The following is a 16,807-nucleotide window of genomic DNA, read 5'->3' as shown; positions in this document are numbered from 1 at the left end:
CCCCGCTCCCATAAGGGGAAATCACCAAAGGTCAGGCCTTGGCCGGCTCCAGCGCCATCTCCACCGCTTCCGGCCGCTTGAGCAGCGCATAGGTCACCGCCGTCAGCAGGCTGCCCGCGACAATTGCCAGCAGGTACAGCAACGCGTGGTTGATGGCGTTGGGGATCAGCAACACGAACAGGCCGCCGTGAGGGGCCATGAGTTTGCAGCCGAAATACATCGACAGCGCACCGGTCAGCGCACCACCGGCGACGCTTGACGGGATCACCCGCAGCGGATCCTTGGCCGCGAACGGGATCGCGCCTTCGGAAATGAAGCACAGCCCCAGCACCAATGCCGCTTTACCGGCTTCACGCTCGGTCTTGGCAAATTTGCGCCGGGCGATGAACGTAGCGATGCCCAGGCCAATCGGCGGAACCATGCCGGCGGCCATGGTCGCGGCCATGGGTGCATAACTCTGCGAAGCCAGCAGCCCCACCGAAAACGCATAGGCGGCCTTGTTGATCGGCCCACCGAGGTCGACGCACATCATCGCCCCCAGCAGTACGCCCAGCAGCAGCGCATTGGTGGTGCCCATGCTGTCGAGGAAATGCGTCAGGCCTTCGAGCATGCCCGCCACTGGTTTGCCGACGATGTAGATCATCACCAGGCCGGTGAACAGGCTCGCCAACAGTGGAATGATCAGGATCGGCTTGAGCGCTTCCAGGCTCTGGGGCAGCCGCGCGTAGCGGTTGATCGCCTTGGCGGCATAGCCGGCCAGAAAGCCGGCGATGATCCCGCCGATGAACCCGGCGCCCAGGGTGCTCGCCAGCATCCCGCCGATCATGCCTGGCGCCAGACCCGGCCGGTCGGCGATGGAATAGGCGATGTAGCCCGCCAGCAGCGGCACCATCAGTTTGAATGCGGTATCGCCGCCGATCTGCATCAGTGCCGCCGCCAGGGTGCCAGGCTCCTTGAAGGCCTCGATGCCGAACACGAACGACAAGGCGATCATCAAGCCACCCGCCACCACCATCGGCAGCATGAACGAAACACCGGTCAACAAGTGTTTGTAGACGCCGTTTTTTTCCGCCTTCGCCGGGCCGCCGGAAGCGTCGCTGGCGACACTTTCCTGCCGCCCTTCGGCCAAGGCTTTGTTCAGCGTGGCTTCGGCCTGCTTCAACGCGATGCCGGTACCGCAACGGTAGATTTTCTTGCCGGCGAAACGCTCGGTGGCGACTTCAATGTCGGTCGCCAGCAGCACCACGTCGGCCTCGGCAATCGCCTCGGGACTCAGCGGATTACGCGCGCCCACCGAGCCCTGGGTTTCGATCTGCAAGTCGTAGCCCAAGCGCGCCGCGGCCTGCTGCAAGGCTTCGGCGGCCATGAAGGTATGGGCGACACCGGTCGGGCACGCGGTGATGGCCACCAGGCGCGGGGCGCGCTCGGTCGAGGCCTGCGGTGCTTCGGCGAGCACGTCAGCCTCGGCCAGCACTTCGGCTTCCTCGGCGCCACGCCGCAGCACCGTATCAACGTCTTGCAGGGCCTGGGCCGGAGTGCTGCGAAATACCCGCTTGCCGACAAATCGCGACAGGTCCACCGGGCCGCTGGCAACAAGCAGCACCCACTCGGCCGCCTCAAGCGTGGCGGCCGACAACTGGCGCTCGGTATGCGCCGGGTCATGCACTTCAACGCTGGTGCTCCAGCCCTGGCGCTGGGCCGCCGCGTCCAGCAGACGGGCGCACAACACACTGGTGACCATGCCGTTCGGGCAGGCCGTCACAATGGCTAATTTCATCTTGCGAACCCTCTTATTGTTCTGTCAGGGGGCGCACGCGCACGCCCTGTTCAAGCGACGCCAGCAACGCGGTGTCGTGGATGCCAAAACCGATCTGCGTGACCGCCATGGCGGCGATGGCCGTGGCGCTGCGCAGGGTCTGCTCCGGCGTGTGCGCACCGAGCAGGCCGTGCAGCATGCCGGCCAGCAGCGAATCACCGGCGCCCACGGTACTGGCGACCGTCACCTTGGGCGGCGAAGCATGCAGCGCCGAACCGACGCTGAACCAATTCACACCGTCGGCGCCGTGGGAAATCACCACGTGCTCGATACCCTCGGCATGCAGGCGCTGCGCCGCTTGCGCCTGGGCCAGCTCGCTGACCACGGCGCAGCCCAGCGCATCGGCCAACTCCTCGGTGTTCGGCTTGATCAGCCACGGCCCCGCCGCCAGGGCAACGCGCAAGGCTTCGCCGCTGGTGTCGAGGGCCACGTTCAGGCCAAGTTGTTTCAGGCGCGTGATCAGCGCCTGCAGCCATTGCGCACTGACGCCACGGGGCAAGCTGCCCGCCACGACCACCACATCATGGCCTGGGGCGATTTGCTCAAGGCGCGCCAGCAACGCCTGCTGCGCGGCTTCGTCGACCATTGGGCCCGGACCGTTGAGGTCGGTGATGCGGCCGTCCTGTTCGGCCAGCTTGATGTTGCTGCGGGTTTCGCCGGGAACGCGGATGAACGCGTCGACGAAGCCACGTTGAGCGAACAGCGTCTCGAACACCTGAGCGTTGTCCTCGCCGAGAAAACCACTGACCGTCAGCGTATGGCCGAGATCGGCCAACACCTGGGCCACGTTCACGCCTTTACCGGCGGCGTGGGCGTGCATGGCGTCGCTGCGGTTGACCTGGCCCGGTTCCAGGCGCGCCAACTCCACCGTGAGGTCGAGCGCCGGGTTGAGGGTCAGGGTAAGAATCTTCGCCATTACAGCGCCTCCACTAATGCGCGCACGTCATCGGCGCTGCCCACGGCCAAGGCCTCTTGGGCCAGGGTTTGTACTTGCGCCAGGCTCAATTCGCGAACCCGCGCCTTGACCTCGGCGATGCTGCGGGCCGAAACGCTCAGTTCGTCGACGCCCAGGCCCACCAGCACCGGCACCGCCAGCGGATCGGCGGCCAGCTCGCCGCACACACCGACCCATTTGCCATGGGCATGGGCCGCGCGCACGGTGATGTCGATCAGCTGCAACACTGCTGGATGCAGGCCATCGGCCTGGGCCGACAGGGTCGGGTGACCCCGGTCGATCGCCAGGGTGTATTGGGTCAGGTCATTGGTGCCGACGCTGAAGAAGTCGACCTCCTTGGCGAGCACCGGCGCCAGTAGCGCAGCGGACGGCACTTCGATCATGATGCCCAACTGCAAGTCCGCCACCGGAATCTCCCGGCGCAGCCGCTCGGTCATGTCGCGGGCCTGGCGCCACTCGTCGACGCTGCCGACCATGGGGAACATGATCCGCAGCGGACGGTTGTCCGCCGAGCGCAACAAGGCGCGCAATTGCGCTTCCATTACCTGCGGACGCTGCAAGGTCAGGCGGATGCCACGCACCCCGAGGAACGGGTTTTCTTCCTTCGCGATCGGCCAGTACGGCAGCGGTTTGTCCCCGCCCACGTCAAGGGTGCGCACCACCAGCGGCCGCCCGGCCAGGCCATCGAGCACCTTGCGGTATTCGGCTTCCTGGGTCGCTTCGTCCGGGGCCTCGGTGTGGGCCATGAAGATCAGTTCGGTGCGCAGCAGGCCGATGCCTTCGGCGCCCTGCTCCACCGCGCTGCTGACGCCGGCGCTTTCGCCGATGTTGGCGAACACTTCCACAGCGTGACCATCGCGGGTCAGCGCCGGTTGGTGGCGCTGCTCGGCGGCGGCCTTGAGGCGCTGCTCGCGGGTGTCGCGTTCTTCGGCGGCGCGTTGCAGCGTGGCGGCATCCGGGTCGACATGCAGCCGACCGCGCTGGCCGTCCAACAGCAAGGAGGTGCCTGGCGCCAGCAGCAACACCGCCGCGCCTGCGCCCACCAAGGCCGGAATGCCCAAGGCGCGGGCAACGATGGCGCTGTGGGCGGTGGCGCCGCCGCGGGCGGTGAGTATCCCCGCCACGCGTGCCGGGTCCAGGCGCGCCACGTCGGACGGGCCGACTTCGTCCATCACCAAGATGTATGGTTGATCCGGTTCGGCCGGGGTTTCGATGCCGCACAACTGGGCCAACACCCGCCGGCCGACGTCGCGCAAGTCGGCGGCACGTTCGGCGAGCAAGGCATCCTGCAGGGCTTCCTGTTCTTTTGCGGCGGCTTCGATCACACCCATCCACGCTGCTTGCGCGCTCTCGCCCAGCTTCAAGCGAGTGTCGACCTCATCGGTAAGCTCCGGGTCGTCGAGCATTTCCTGGTGAGTGATGAAAATCTCGCGGATGGCCTTGGCCTTCGCGCGCTCGATCAAGCCTTCGATATCGCGGCGCACCTGGCTCAGGGCCTTTTGCAGACGCTCGCGCTCGATCGCCGGGGACTCGCCACGCAGTGGATAATCAATGTCTTGCAGCACTTGGATATGCGCCGGGCCGATGGCGATGCCCGGTGCGGCCGCAACGGCCTGGATCAGGCTGCCGGATTCGGGCGCCAGCAGCACGCTGGCGACTTCGGCGATGGTGGTTTCCCGTGGCGCGCTTGGTGGCGGCAGCGGTTCGACCACTTCGCCGAGCCCCTCTTCGACAGCGGTCAGCAACGCCGGCAGCGCATCGGCGGCAATGCTCGGCTCGGCAATGAACTCCAGGGCCTGGCCGCGACGGGCGCCCAGACTCAACAATTTACTCAGGCTCTTGGCTGACACGGCGCTGTCCTGGCCGTCGACGACGCGCACGCGGATCTCGCCGTCGAAGTTTTTCGCCAACTGCGCGAGGATTTTCGCCGGGCGTGCATGCAGGCCGTGGGCATTGGCCAGGCCGATACGGGCGCTGGGCCAGTCGGCCGGCAGCTCGCCGCCCAGCACTTCAAGGACCTTGCGACTGCTGGTGGCGCGGCCCAATTCATGGCCACGACCTTCGATCAGCAGCGCGCAGAGTCTTTCCAGCAAGGCCTGATGGGCCTCGCCGAGGCTGGCCAGGCAGAACAGTCCACTCAGCGGCTGGCCGAGGTAGCGGATGGGTTTGTCCGGCGTGACAAACGCCAGCCCAGGGCGCTTGACGGTCTGTTCACTGTGCAGCCACCACAAGCCGTCGCCCAACGGCAGCGCCTCGACCTGCTGCAACACACCGGCGAACCCGTTGCTCACGCAATCGGCCTGGCGCAGCAGCCGAGCGCCGCGCCACACCAGTTCTTCGAAATCGTCAGCCGACACGCCGAGGCCGATCATCTGCGCATCCAGGGCCAGTTCCTGCGGCGCGCCTTGCAGCAGCTTCAACAGCGCCTCGGCAGACCCGGCGCGGCGCAAGGCCTGACCCAGGTCCGTCTCGCCGAGGGCACGGGTCAGCAGTTGCAACAGGCGCAGGTGCTCGTCGGATTTGGCCGCGATGCCAATCGCCAGGTAAACGATCTGCCCATCGCCCCAATCCACACCTTCGGGGAACTGCAACAAGCGCACGCCGGTGGTATTCACCAGGTCGCGGGTCTGCGGGGTACCGTGGGGAATGGCAATACCTTGGCCAAGAAAGGTCGAGCCCTGGGCCTCGCGGGCCTGCAAGCCGGCGAGATAACCCTCGGCCACCAGACCATCGGCCACCAGTTTGTCGGCGAGCAATTGCAGCGCGGCGTCTTTATCCACAGCCACCTGGGCCATGGATATCTGCTCTAGAGTGAGCTCGAGCATGCTTTCTCCTTTTTGGCGTCCGGTGGGCGCCAGGTATTGTTTTGAATGAATCAGCTTAGCGTGTGGGGCGGCTTCCGGCGGTAGCGCGGCAGTGCGGCCAGAAAAATCCCAAGAGCCTGAAAATACGCTTGCTGAAACGTTTAATCTAGAAAGATTGGCACGTTACTCGATAATCTCTCATCCTTGAAGTGCAACTTGTCGAAAGCGCCTCGGGGGTGACCATCGTGCCGAATCGGGTAGGATGGGCCTTCAACGTCGCGGCACACTCGAAAAAACAAGGAAAACCGGGTTGAAACTCAGTGATATCGCCCAGCTTGCCGGTGTGTCCGTCACCACCGCCAGCTACGTCATCAACGGCAAGGCCGAACAACAACGCATCAGCAACGCGACCGTCGAACGGGTGCGGGCGGTGGTCGAAGAACATGGCTTCACGCCCAACCCCCAGGCCGCCGGGCTGCGCAGCCGGCACACGCGAACGTTGGGTTTCATCCTGCCGGACCTGGAAAACCCCAGCTATGCCCGTATTGCCAAGCTCCTGGAGCAAGGCGCTCGCGCCCGGGGCTATCAACTGTTGATCGCCAGTTCCGACGACGCGCCTGACAGCGAGCGGCAATTGCTGCAACTGTTCCGCGCCCGGCGCTGCGATGCGCTGATCGTCGCCAGTTGCCTGCCGGCCGAGGATGACAGTTACCGTCAGCTCCAGGCCAAGGGTATTCCGATCATCGCTATCGACCGGGTGATGGAATCCGCGCATTTCTGCTCGGTAATCAGCGACGATCGCCAGGCCAGCCTGCAACTGACCCGCAGCCTGCTAGACACCCAGCCGCGGCAGATCGCGCTGATCAGCGCCCGCCCCGAACTGAGCATCAGCCAGGAGCGGACCGCCGGTTTTCGCGAGGCGCTGGCTGGGTTCGACGGCCAGGTGTTGATCGAACACGGCGAGTCGTTCAGCCGTGAATGCGGTCGCCAATTGATGGACGAGATGCTCGCGCGCCTGGGGCACTTGCCCGATGCGCTGATCACCACCTCCTATGTCCTGCTGCAAGGCGTGTTCGACGCCCTGCATGATTTTCCGCTCAAGTCGCGGCCGCTGCGCCTGGGCACGTTCGGTGACACGCAACTGCTGGATTTCCTGCCGCTGCCGGTCAATGCCATGTCCCAGCAGCATCAGCTGATCGCTGCCAAGGCGCTGGAACTGGCGCTGGCGGCCATCGAGAACAATGACTACCAGCCCGGTGTACAGGCGATTGCCCGCACGTTCAAACAGCGTATCCATCAAGGCTGAGGATTTTTCTGGATCGAACCATGGAGCTGATCGACACCCACACCCACCTGGACTTCCCGGATTTCGACGCGGATCGCTCGGCGCTGCTGGCCGAAAGCCGCGCCCTGGGTGTCAGGCAAATCGTCGTGCTGGGGGTACACCGGGATAACTGGCAACGGGTCTGGGATTTGGCGCAGAGCGACCCGGACCTACATGCTGCCTTGGGTCTGCACCCGGTGTTCCTCGACCAGCATCGCGGCGAAGATCTTCAGCACTTACGTGACTGGCTGGCCCGCCTGGCCGGGCATCGGCAGTTGTGTGCGGTGGGGGAAATCGGCCTGGATTATTACATCGAGACCCTGGACCGTGATCGCCAGCAGGCATTGTTCGAGGCGCAACTGGAACTGGCCGCGGAATTCAACCTTCCGGCACTGATCCATGTGCGCCGCAGCCACGCCGCGGTGATCGCGACGCTAAAGCGTATCCGCCCCGCCCGCACCGGCATCATCCACGCCTTTGCCGGTAGCTTCGAAGAGGCTCGTGAATACATCAGGCTCGGTTACAAGCTCGGCCTCGGCGGCGCGGCGACATGGCCGCAGGCTTTGCGCATGCACCGGGTGCTGCCAAAACTGCCACTGGACGCGGTGGTGTTGGAGACCGACTCACCAGACATGGCCCCGGCGATATTCCCCTGCCAGCGCAACAGCCCGGCGCATTTGCCGGCAATTTGCGCGGCGTTGGCGCAAATCATGGGCGTCAGCCCGGAACGATTGGCCGAGGCCAGCACGGCCAACGCCCGCCAGCTGTTCAATTGGTGACCCTCTGTGGGAGCGATGTGGACACAGGAATCACACCCGAAACGCATTGATCAACTGCTTGAGCTGCACCACCTGTACGGACAGTTCACGGCTGGCGTCTTCGGTCTGGTGCGCGCCTTCGGCGGTACGTTCGCCGGCGCGGTTGATCTCGACGATATTCTGGTCGATGTCATGGGCTACCGCCGTCTGTTGCTCTGCGGCCGCGGCGATCTGCTGGTTCTGGTCAACGATCATGCCAACGGCACCGAGGATATTTTCCAGGGCCTGCTGAACCCTTTCCGACTGACCAACGGTGCCGCTGGCCATTTCATGGCTGCTGCCCATGGCCTTGACGGCGGCACCCACGCCGTTGTGCAGCCGGCTGATCATCGCTTCGATTTCCTCGGTCGATTGCTGGGTTCGCTTGGCGAGGGTCCGGACCTCATCGGCCACCACCGCGAACCCACGCCCCTGCTCGCCGGCCCGGGCCGCTTCGATCGCGGCATTGAGCGCCAGCAGGTTAGTCTGCTCGGCGATGCTCTTGATCACGTCCAGGACACGGCTGATGGCCTGGCTGTCGGTGGCCAGTTGGTTGATCACTTGCACCGACTGATCGATTTCACTGGCCAGCCGGGCGATGCTGCTTTGCTGTGATTGCACCAGGCCGCGTCCGTTAAGGGTTTCATCGTTCACGCTATGGGCGCTGCTGACCGCCGCAGCGGCGCTGCTGGCGACTTCCTGAGCGGTGGCCGACATCTGGTTCATTGCCGTGGCCACCAGCTCGATCTGGCTGCGCTGCCCGGCCACGGCCTGGTTGCTCTGGGCAGACACGGCTTGTACCTGACCGGCCTGGCGCTCGACCTCGGCAACCGTGCGGCCGACCTGTTCGATCAAATCATGGATTTTCGCCACGGTGCCATTGAACACTTCACCCAGCTCGCCCAACTCATCCTGGCTGCGAGCCACGAAATTGACCGTCATGTCGCCCGCCGCGACCTTGTCCATCATTGCGCCCAGGTGTTTGAGCGTGGTGCGAGTCGAGGCGTAGAAACCGGCGTAAAGGTAAAAAATCAACAGGAACACCGCCGCCAATGCCAGCGCTTGCAGCACCATGTGGCTGCGGTTCTGCTCCAGGCGATGCTGCAACTGGACCCCGAGAAAGCCCAGTGTCACTTCGTTGAGCCGATAGGTCTGTTCCATCAGGCCGCTGACCTGCTCATAAAACGCCGACCAAGGGGCATCGAGCGTATCAGCCATCACCACCTGTTCCTCGATCAGTTCGGCGGCCTGTTTGAGAGAGTTCTTACTAGCGCCAGCCTGCTCGGCTAGTGCTTGCCCGGCCGCCTTGCTGGAGCCAAGGGCGTCCTGCAATTTCAACTCATATTCGCCCTGGAGTTTTTCCACCTGCCCCAGCAGCTCGTCGAACCGGGTGCTCGAAGCTGAATTGAGGAACCCCAAGCCCAGCGACGAAGCACCCAGCGCACGCCCCTCGCCCAGGCTCTGGGTGACCTTGGGCGTTACGCCAACCATCAACTCGCTGAGTTGGCGGATGTCGCCCTGATTATCACGACTCAGGCCTGCCTGGCTGGCGATGACCTGGCCGAATATCTGCGCATTATTGAGCAACCTGCCGATCAGCGCACTTTTGCTTTGCAATGAGCTTTCGGCCTGCTGGGCCTTGAAGGCGGCGACCATTTCGTCGCGCTTGGCATCGAAGGCGCTGACGTGTTCGGGCTCCGCGGCCATCGCTTGCATGGTTTGGAGGCGCGCGAGAATTTGTTGTTCCAACGCGCTGATCCGGCTTTCCACGTCGCCGGCCTTACCGGACTGGCCCAGGCTGGCATTGATCTGCACCAGATTGTTCAAGGTTTCCAGGTCACGGCGCAGAGTCAGGCTGCTGCCCAGCAAGTCGAGGCTTTGCAACTCGACTTGGGTGCCCTGGAACTCTCGGTAGGAGTCGCGTACCAGGAAGAAGTTGGTCACCAGCATCGGCAGCAGGAACAACACGCTGATCAGACTGAACTTCATGCCGAAACTCAGGCGGTTCATCAGGGCGACGGCGGGCCAGAGCAAACTCTTCACAAGGAAGTCTCCCGGTAATTTTTATTTTTATAGGCGCGCGGGCAGGCAGCAGAAGGCCACTATGCGGACGCCGCTTCTGTATAGCCTAAATCGGCGGGGAGATTTGTAACTTAAGGTTAACGGGGCGGGCCTGCACAACTACTGTAAAGAAGCAAACGAGGCGCTCACCAGCATATACCCCTTTGAGAAAGCAGCGCTTCCCGACTATCGCTCCACCACCCGTTGCCCCAATGACTCACGCAACAACGTCCGCGGCAAGACAAAGCCCTTGAACGGCATCCGAGTAAAGGGGTTGTTCGCCCCTTCGGCATGTACCTTGAAGCGCATGACCCCGCTGATCACCTGCAGGCTCAGGTCGACGCTGGTGGCGGTGCGCGCATTGAGTCGGGCGCGGCTGAGCAGACGATAAAACGACCACGGCCCCCGAAAGCCCATGCTGACCGTGGTGCCGTCGCTCTTGACCAAGGTCAGGCGGCTGTCACTGCTCTCGCCCTTCACGCCCGGCCAGCTCATCGCGATGCCTCGGACCGCACCGTGGGAGTAGAGATGCAACTGGCCGTCGATGCTCAAGGCACTGCTCAGGTGGTCGGCGCTCAGCGCGAGGGGCTCCAGGGTAAACGGCACGTTGAATACGCCACGATTATCGAAGAAGGTGTCGCGGATCTGCTCGACCATCTTGAGCTGGGTGATAACCTCCGGGCGGATCAGGTAGTCCTCCTCACTCTCGGAGTACAGCGCGTCGAGGTTGTCCTTGAGGAACACTTTCAGATACTGGTCGTGGAAACGTTGCACCAGGCCGGCGGGACCGAAGAATGCTTCGAAGTCCTTGAGCGAGACGTCGTCCCGGCTCCCGCTCAAGGGGTAGCGCGAGGCCAGGCGTTCTTTGTAAAAGCTGTAGACGTCCGCTTCCCAACGCTGTTCCAGCTCACGCAAAGCCATCACCATCAGCACTTGTGAGGTCTGATCCGCCAGATGACGTACCTGCTGGTTCAGCGGCTCCGGAAGGCCGGCGGCGATGCGCTGCAGGTTGCGGATCGGGTCGGGGTCGGCTTGCGAGAAGCGCGCCAGCACCACACCAAGGGCGGCCTTGCCCCGGTTGGGATGGTCCTGCACTGCCTTGGCATGGTCGTAGACGGCATTGATCGCGCGCAGGGTTTCTTCGTAGTAGGACGGCTTGTTCTGCTGAGCATTAAGCAACCCGGACAGGCCCGCGAACGCGCGGTGAATGCCCAGCGCCTGAGTGCGACCCGCCTCATCGCCGTGCGCGACCTCGTCCTTGCCGGTGGATGGTGGATAGATCAGCGTGTTGTCACGCACAGTTTCCAACAGACGACGCAGCGGCGCGGCCGGGCCGGTGACTTGCCCCAGCACTTCGAGGGTTTGGGCCAGATCGGTGAAGTCGGTCACGGCGAACTGGTTCAACGCGCGGCGCCAGCTGTCAACGTAATCGGCACTGTACAAGGCCCGCATTCGCTCGGTCAGCACTCGGCGGTCAGCCGCGGAATAATCCAGGCTACGGCGCTCGCCCAGCACCCATTGGTCAATCAATGCCAGCTCGGTGACGTTCTGGCTATTGGGCTCAAAATAATCACGAAAGCCCCGTGCGGTCAGCAGCGGTGGCAGCGCCAGGTTTTCGTCCAGCGCCGCACCGCTGTCGCGTTCGTTCAGGGGGCGGTAGACCACGTCGAAGGCCGGGCCGATTTCATTGCGAAGATCCAGTTCGCCATGCAGGCGTTCCTCGGCCTGCTGGCGCAGGGTCATGTACACCCGCTGCGCCATGGGCAGCTTGCGCAGTTGCTGTTGAGTTTGCGCGATCAGTGCGCGGTGTTCGGGTAGTTCGACATCGGCGTAGGTCAACGCATAGGTCAAGTGACGCATCAAGGCGGCTTGGCGTTGGCCCTGCCCTGGATAGGCCTGCTGCCATTGCTGGGCCATCCACTGCGCAACGATCTCTGGTCGACGATTGTCGCGGTCCTCGATCATGCGGTAAACGCGCAGGGCGGCAAGTTGTTCGTCGCTACCCGGTTCGGCGCGGCGGATGACCTCGACCGCGCCTTCGGCAATCGCCGGTAGGAAACGCCGCGACAACAAACTCAGGTAGGCCTGATCGACCATCGGCCCGATGAGCTGCCCCTGGTACAAGCCCATGTCGGCCAATTGCGGCCAAGTGGCTCGATAGTCGCCATACACCGTGACCGCATCACGAATTTCATCCAGCGGTACCAGCAAGTTCAGCCCGGTGGGATCGGCCTGCAGGTCGCTGGCCTTGCTGCTGAAGGCCTGGCTTTGGGCCAGGACCTGGTCGGCCTTGTCACGGTTGATGCCGTAGTAGTACCACCAACCGCCAACCAGCAACGCACTGGAAATCCCAGCCAGTACCGAACCGCTGAGCAGCAGGCGACGCTTGCGCCGTGCCACCTTGAAGTTGTCCCCAGCCAGCCCGGCCTCCGGGTAGACCACCCGCTGCAACAGGTGCTGGGCAAAATACACCACCGAATGCCCTTGCTTGGCCGAGCTGACCGGCGCGGGAAACCCATAGGCCCGCGCCGAAGCCTCGACAAACAGGTTGGCCACCACACCGCGCTGGTACACCGACGATAGGTACACACCGCGCACCAGAGCCGGCGTGGTGTAGCGATCACTGCCCAACACATCGCCGAGGAAGCGCAACAAAATCTCCCGCGAACCGCTGAGCTGACGCATCAGGCAGAACAGCCGCTCACGCACCTCGGCAGACTCGGGATCCCCCATGGCCCCTATGACTTGCCTGTTCAACGCATCAACGAAGCGGTCATACGCGACCGTCAACTCACCCAGCCAGGCATCAAAATCCTCGACGGATTCGAGACTGAAGGTAAAGCCCTGCACCTCCTCCCGTGCCGATGCAGGGAGCTTGGCGAACAACTCTTCAAAGCCATCGAGCAAATCGAACTTGCTCAGTACCACGTATAACGGCAAGCGCGTGCCCAGTTCATGGCCCAATTCGTTCAAGCGGGCGCGCAACAGATAGGCCAGATTGCGGCGCTCATTGGGCGGGCGCTCGAACAGGCTGACCATGTCCACCAACAGCACCACGCCGTTGAGCGGACGACGGCTGCGGCTGCGCGCCAGCCAGTCGATCATATGGTGCCACAGGCGTTTCTCGGCGCCGGCGGGCAGTCCGGTGGATTGTTCGACCGGGGCGACGACCATGGGTTCGGCGACGACGTCAGTGTCCGCAGCCGCATTCTCGGTGGGTGCGGCTGGAACCGGCGTCGGCGGCGGTTGCCGTTCGGACTGGCTGATGAACTCGCCGGGCGGGTCGATCAGTACCGCCTCATCGCCGATCCACCAATCGATGTCGAACGCAAGGTCTGAATCCGAGGTGGTCTGCGCGGTACCACTACGCGCAGTGCGGGTCAGGGCGAAACTCTGGCTGGAACGGCTGATAAAGCTGGACTTGCCGGCGTTCTCTTCCCCAAGCACCAGGTACCAGGGGATCTGGTGCAGGCTGCGGCCCTGATGGTTGTCCCGTACCCGCGCCAGGTTGTTTTCCAATGAACGTTCCTGGGCTTGCAGGTACACTAGGCAAGGGTCTTGCACCCGTTGTACTTGTTGCTCACGTTCCTGCTGCAAACGGCGCTGGCGACGGTGCACAAGCCAGGTCCACGCCAACAGCGGCAACGCCACCAGCACCACACTGATCGCCAGGCGCAGCGGCCAGTGCGCCAGCGGTTGCTCGTCGCGCCAGCTCCAGGCTGGTCCCTGCCACCACAGCCACCCCAACGCCAAGGCAATGGCCAACAGCCCGGCGGCGATGACGATAAGCGCCCCATGGCGCGGAATGGCAGAAAACCCGCGCGCCAATGTGCCCAGCCTCTTGTTCATTGCTGTTCGCCCCTGAACTTTCCCAAGATAAAAATCATCATCTCCGCCCATGCGCGGAAACTCTGATTTGAATTGTTTTATTCGCAGTTAGGGGAAACAGTAGCAGTACAAACAACCCCCCTTCAATACACAGCACAAAAGAAACAAAAACTTACACCCGAGCCTTTTAATTATCTTGACGGAGCGCCCTCACCAACACAAACATCTGCAAATATTTTTCAGATCTTATCTAACAGCCCCAACCAATAACTTACCTACAGAAATCTCCTACAAATAAGCCGTGCAACTTTTCCTTACTAAACAGGCTTGAGCCATGTTGCTAAAAGATCGTTTTTCAGAAGAACTTCGCTACTTGCGCGAGTTGGGGCGCGAGTTTGCTGAAGACGATCCGCGCCTTGCACCGTTCCTGGGTGATCAGGCGTCAGACACAGGCGCCGCGCACCTGCTGGAAGGGTTCGCATTCCTGACCACCAAGCTGGCACTGAAGATCGAAGATGACCTGCCACAACTCACCCACCCGCTGCTGCAACAGGTCTACCCCAACTACCTGCGCCCGCTGCCCAGCCTGACCCAGGTACGTTTTGACCCAGTGGGACACGCCCTCAGCGGTCCGCAGGTGATCACCAAGGGCACACAGCTGTTTTCCCAACCGGTAGACGGCGTTAGTTGCACCTTCCGCACCTGTACCGACGTGACCCTTTATCCATTGCAGGTGAGCGCCGCGAGCGTCTCCCACAGCGTGCAAAAGTCAGTGTTGGGCATCGAGCTGCAGGCCTTGTCGGACCAGCCGTTAAGCGAGATCAACGGCGACCGCCTGGACTTCCATCTCGGCGGCGTCGATCTCAACGCATTGACGCTCTACCTGTGGCTGGCCCAGCACCTGCACAAGATAGTGTTGTGCATCGACGACCAGCGCCTGGCCCTGCCACCGGACGCGCTGGGTTTTCCCGGCTTCGAGCGCCACGACGCACTGCTGCCCACCCTGGAGCACCAACTGGAAGGCTATCGCCTGCTCCAGGAGTACTTTTACTTTCCCCAGCGTTTTCACGGCTTCAGTGTCAGCGGCCTGCGCCGCCTCTGGCCACAGGCAACAGCCGGGCAGATTCGCCTGGAGCTGCATTTTTCCACCCCGCTGCCGGCCTCCGTCCAGATCAACCCCGAGACGCTCTGTCTGTACTGCACCCCCGCCATCAACCTGTTCGAACACCCGGCCGAACCGATCCAGCTGGATGGCGAAGAACTGCAGGAACCCGTGCAGCCGCGCGGCCCACACGCCCACGCCTATGAAATCTTCAGCATCGACCAGGTCAGCGCCCGGCGTCGCAAACCGCAAACCCCGGCAGACAAACATCGCGTCGACTTCGCCCCGTATGAGTCGTTGCAGCATCAGGTGGAACCGGTCGGCGAGCGCACGGTGCGCTATTACAGCCACATCATTGAACCGGAGCTGCTCAAGGGTTGCGCCAAACACAGCCTGCGCCTGATCCATGCCGATCAGCGTCCGTACCTGGGTGAGCGTGAAGCGCTCAACATCCAACTGACCTGCAGCAATGGCGACCTGCCTCGGCAGTTGCAAGTGGGCGAACTCAACCGCACCACCCAAACCACGCCCTCGTTCGCCACCTATCGCAACATCACCCGCCCAACCCGCGCCTACCCACCGATGCTCGACGGCCAGGTGCAATGGGCGCTGATCTCCAACCTGGCCCTGAATAACCTGTCGCTGTCATCGCCGGCTGCCCTCAAGGCGGTGTTGCAAGTCTACGACTTCATCGCAGCCCACGACCTGCCCCACCACCGCGCCACCCAACGCCGCCTGGAAGGCATTCGCCAAATCAGCACCGCACCGGTCGATTGGTGGATCAAGGGCGTGCCCGTGCGCGGCAGTTGCACCACCCTGACTATCGACCCCGCCGGCTTCAGCAACGCCGGCGACCTGCACCTGTTTGGCAGCGTGCTCTCGCATTTCATGGCGCTGTACGCCAGCACCAACGCCTTCCAGCAACTGGAAATCATCAACGCTGCCGATCACACCGCCTTCACCTGGCCAATGCGCACCGGCCAGCAACCCATTATTTAATCCGCGGAGACCGGCATGCCGACCCTACCCCCTACCAGGACCTTTTCCAGCACCCACGGTAACGCCCGCGACGGCCGGCCCGACGGTGAGCTGTTCTGCCATCACGATCCACTGGAATTCCAGCTACGCGGGCACAGCCTCAACCCGCTGGTGGACGTCGCCATGCCGCTGTTCGGGCTGGTGATTCGCCTGCGCAGGACCGACACCTATCCATCGGTGGAACAGCTACAGGGGCACCTCGCCAACCAGATCAAGGTGATGCTGGAAGAGTTGCGCCAACACGGCTACAGCGAGACCGAACTGCGGGTGTTCTCCTATGCGCTGTGTGTGTTTGTCGATGAGGCGGTGCTGGCCACCCCGTGGGGTAGCGGGTCGGTGTGGCAGGCCAAGTCGCTGCTGAGCACCTTCCACCAGGAAACCTGGGGCGGCGAGACCTTCTTCACCCTGCTGACCCGCCTGCAGGAAACCCCGGAGCAATACCGCGATGTACTGCTGCTCATGTACCTGTGCTTGTGCCTGGGTTTCAAGGGCCAGTACAGCGTGCAGACCCAGGGCGACCAGGCTCTGCAGCAACTAATCACTCGATTGCAGGGCGTGATCGGCACGCTGTACGACCCGGTGCCTGAGCAACTGACCCACCCACTGGTAAACGTTGCGCCGCGCCACTACCAGATGAACCGGCAATGGCCGTGGTGGACGCCTTGGGCGGCAGCCGGGGCCATTTGCCTGGGGGCATATGGATTCTTTGCAATACGGCTGAACACCATGACTCTGCAAGTCATGCAATCACTTGAAGCCATCTTACTGCGTTAATAGCTGTAGGCAATTTCATTGTTGTTCGTAGTACTTGTGAAATTTTACACACGATAAAAATCAGCCCCAAGCACAATTAGAGAAACTTCCTACAACAAATACGGAAAGCGTGAAGGCGACAACCAGATAATGCCTATCTAAAGTTCAAGACCTTTCAACCTGCCACATGGATTGCCAGCAGGAGTTGCCATGCCTCATCCGCGTGATGTGCGCTTTACCTTCAGCTCAACCGCCGCCATCAACTTCGATGTAGTCGCGTTTGAACTTACCGAAGGACTGTGCGAACTGTATCGCCTGACCGTAGACTT

General features: G+C 62.7%; 9 protein-coding genes and 1 pseudogene. 4 read left to right on the top strand and 6 right to left on the bottom strand.

Annotation, left to right across the window (positions count from 1 at the left end; translation table 11 throughout):
* Positions 1-31 precede the first annotated feature (31 nt).
* The 3 genes from ACE04F_RS01905 to ptsP are packed head-to-tail and all read right to left on the bottom strand — an operon-like array spanning position 32 to position 5,596.
* Positions 32-1,777, bottom strand: coding sequence for a PTS fructose-like transporter subunit IIB (locus tag ACE04F_RS01905; protein ID WP_486104357.1), 1,746 nt, complete (start codon positions 1,775-1,777; stop codon positions 32-34).
* A gap of 13 nt (positions 1,778-1,790) precedes the next feature.
* Positions 1,791-2,732 (bottom strand): 1-phosphofructokinase, encoded by a 942-nt coding sequence (gene pfkB / locus ACE04F_RS01900; RefSeq protein WP_305496880.1) that lies wholly within the window; start codon positions 2,730-2,732, stop codon positions 1,791-1,793.
* A complete protein-coding gene (gene ptsP / locus ACE04F_RS01895; RefSeq protein ID WP_486104355.1) occupies positions 2,732-5,596 on the bottom strand; it encodes a phosphoenolpyruvate--protein phosphotransferase in 2,865 nt (954 codons plus the stop codon). The genes pfkB and ptsP overlap by 1 nt, the downstream gene beginning before the upstream one ends.
* A gap of 289 nt (positions 5,597-5,885) precedes the next feature.
* Here ptsP and cra point away from each other — a divergent pair, with 289 nt between their 5' ends.
* Together cra and ACE04F_RS01885 are read left to right on the top strand one after the other, a co-directional pair.
* A complete protein-coding gene (gene cra, locus ACE04F_RS01890) occupies positions 5,886-6,881 on the top strand; it encodes a catabolite repressor/activator (RefSeq protein ID WP_486104353.1) in 996 nt (331 codons plus the stop codon).
* 20 nt (positions 6,882-6,901) lie between these two features.
* Positions 6,902-7,678 carry a TatD family hydrolase gene (locus tag ACE04F_RS01885; protein ID WP_486104351.1) on the top strand — a complete coding sequence of 259 codons (777 nt, stop codon included), beginning with the start codon at positions 6,902-6,904 and terminating at the stop codon, positions 7,676-7,678.
* Positions 7,679-7,708: 30 nt separating this feature from the next.
* Here the strand turns inward: ACE04F_RS01885 and ACE04F_RS01880 are convergent, their stop codons facing one another.
* The 3 genes and pseudogenes from ACE04F_RS01880 to tssM form a co-directional block, all read right to left on the bottom strand.
* Positions 7,709-8,413 (bottom strand): methyl-accepting chemotaxis protein, encoded by a 705-nt coding sequence (locus tag ACE04F_RS01880; protein ID WP_486104381.1) that lies wholly within the window; start codon positions 8,411-8,413, stop codon positions 7,709-7,711.
* Between the two features lie 153 nt (positions 8,414-8,566).
* Positions 8,567-8,770 (bottom strand): annotated as a pseudogene (locus ACE04F_RS01875) (HAMP domain-containing protein); the annotation flags it as partial.
* A gap of 1,173 nt (positions 8,771-9,943) precedes the next feature.
* Positions 9,944-13,606 (bottom strand): type VI secretion system membrane subunit TssM, encoded by a 3,663-nt coding sequence (tssM, locus tag ACE04F_RS01870; RefSeq protein ID WP_486104349.1) that lies wholly within the window; start codon positions 13,604-13,606, stop codon positions 9,944-9,946.
* Between the two features lie 313 nt (positions 13,607-13,919).
* Between tssM and tssF the strand changes: the two genes are divergently transcribed.
* Together tssF and icmH are read left to right on the top strand one after the other, a co-directional pair.
* Complete coding sequence (tssF, locus tag ACE04F_RS01865; protein WP_486104347.1) at positions 13,920-15,686, top strand: type VI secretion system baseplate subunit TssF; 1,767 nt, start codon at positions 13,920-13,922, stop codon at positions 15,684-15,686.
* 15 nt (positions 15,687-15,701) lie between these two features.
* On the top strand, positions 15,702-16,499 hold the full coding sequence (icmH, locus tag ACE04F_RS01860; RefSeq protein ID WP_486104345.1) for a type IVB secretion system protein IcmH/DotU: 798 nt from the start codon (positions 15,702-15,704) through the stop codon (positions 16,497-16,499).
* Positions 16,500-16,807: the final 308 nt, after the last annotated feature.

It is taken from the genome of Pseudomonas sp. AGC41, from assembly GCF_057334555.1.
This window is presented reverse-complemented; position numbering and strand designations above follow the sequence as displayed.

Coding starts and splice junctions, on each gene's coding strand:
- ACE04F_RS01905 (WP_486104357.1), bottom strand. CDS start 1,777: ATGAAATTAGCCATTGTGACGGCCTGCCCGAACGGCATGGTCACCAGT.
- pfkB (WP_305496880.1), bottom strand. CDS start 2,732: ATGGCGAAGATTCTTACCCTGACCCTCAACCCGGCGCTCGACCTCACG.
- ptsP (WP_486104355.1), bottom strand. CDS start 5,596: ATGCTCGAGCTCACTCTAGAGCAGATATCCATGGCCCAGGTGGCTGTG.
- ACE04F_RS01885 (WP_486104351.1), top strand. CDS start 6,902: ATGGAGCTGATCGACACCCACACCCACCTGGACTTCCCGGATTTCGAC.
- ACE04F_RS01880 (WP_486104381.1), bottom strand. CDS start 8,413: ATGTCGGCCACCGCTCAGGAAGTCGCCAGCAGCGCCGCTGCGGCGGTC.
- tssM (WP_486104349.1), bottom strand. CDS start 13,606: ATGAACAAGAGGCTGGGCACATTGGCGCGCGGGTTTTCTGCCATTCCG.
- tssF (WP_486104347.1), top strand. CDS start 13,920: ATGTTGCTAAAAGATCGTTTTTCAGAAGAACTTCGCTACTTGCGCGAG.
- icmH (WP_486104345.1), top strand. CDS start 15,702: ATGCCGACCCTACCCCCTACCAGGACCTTTTCCAGCACCCACGGTAAC.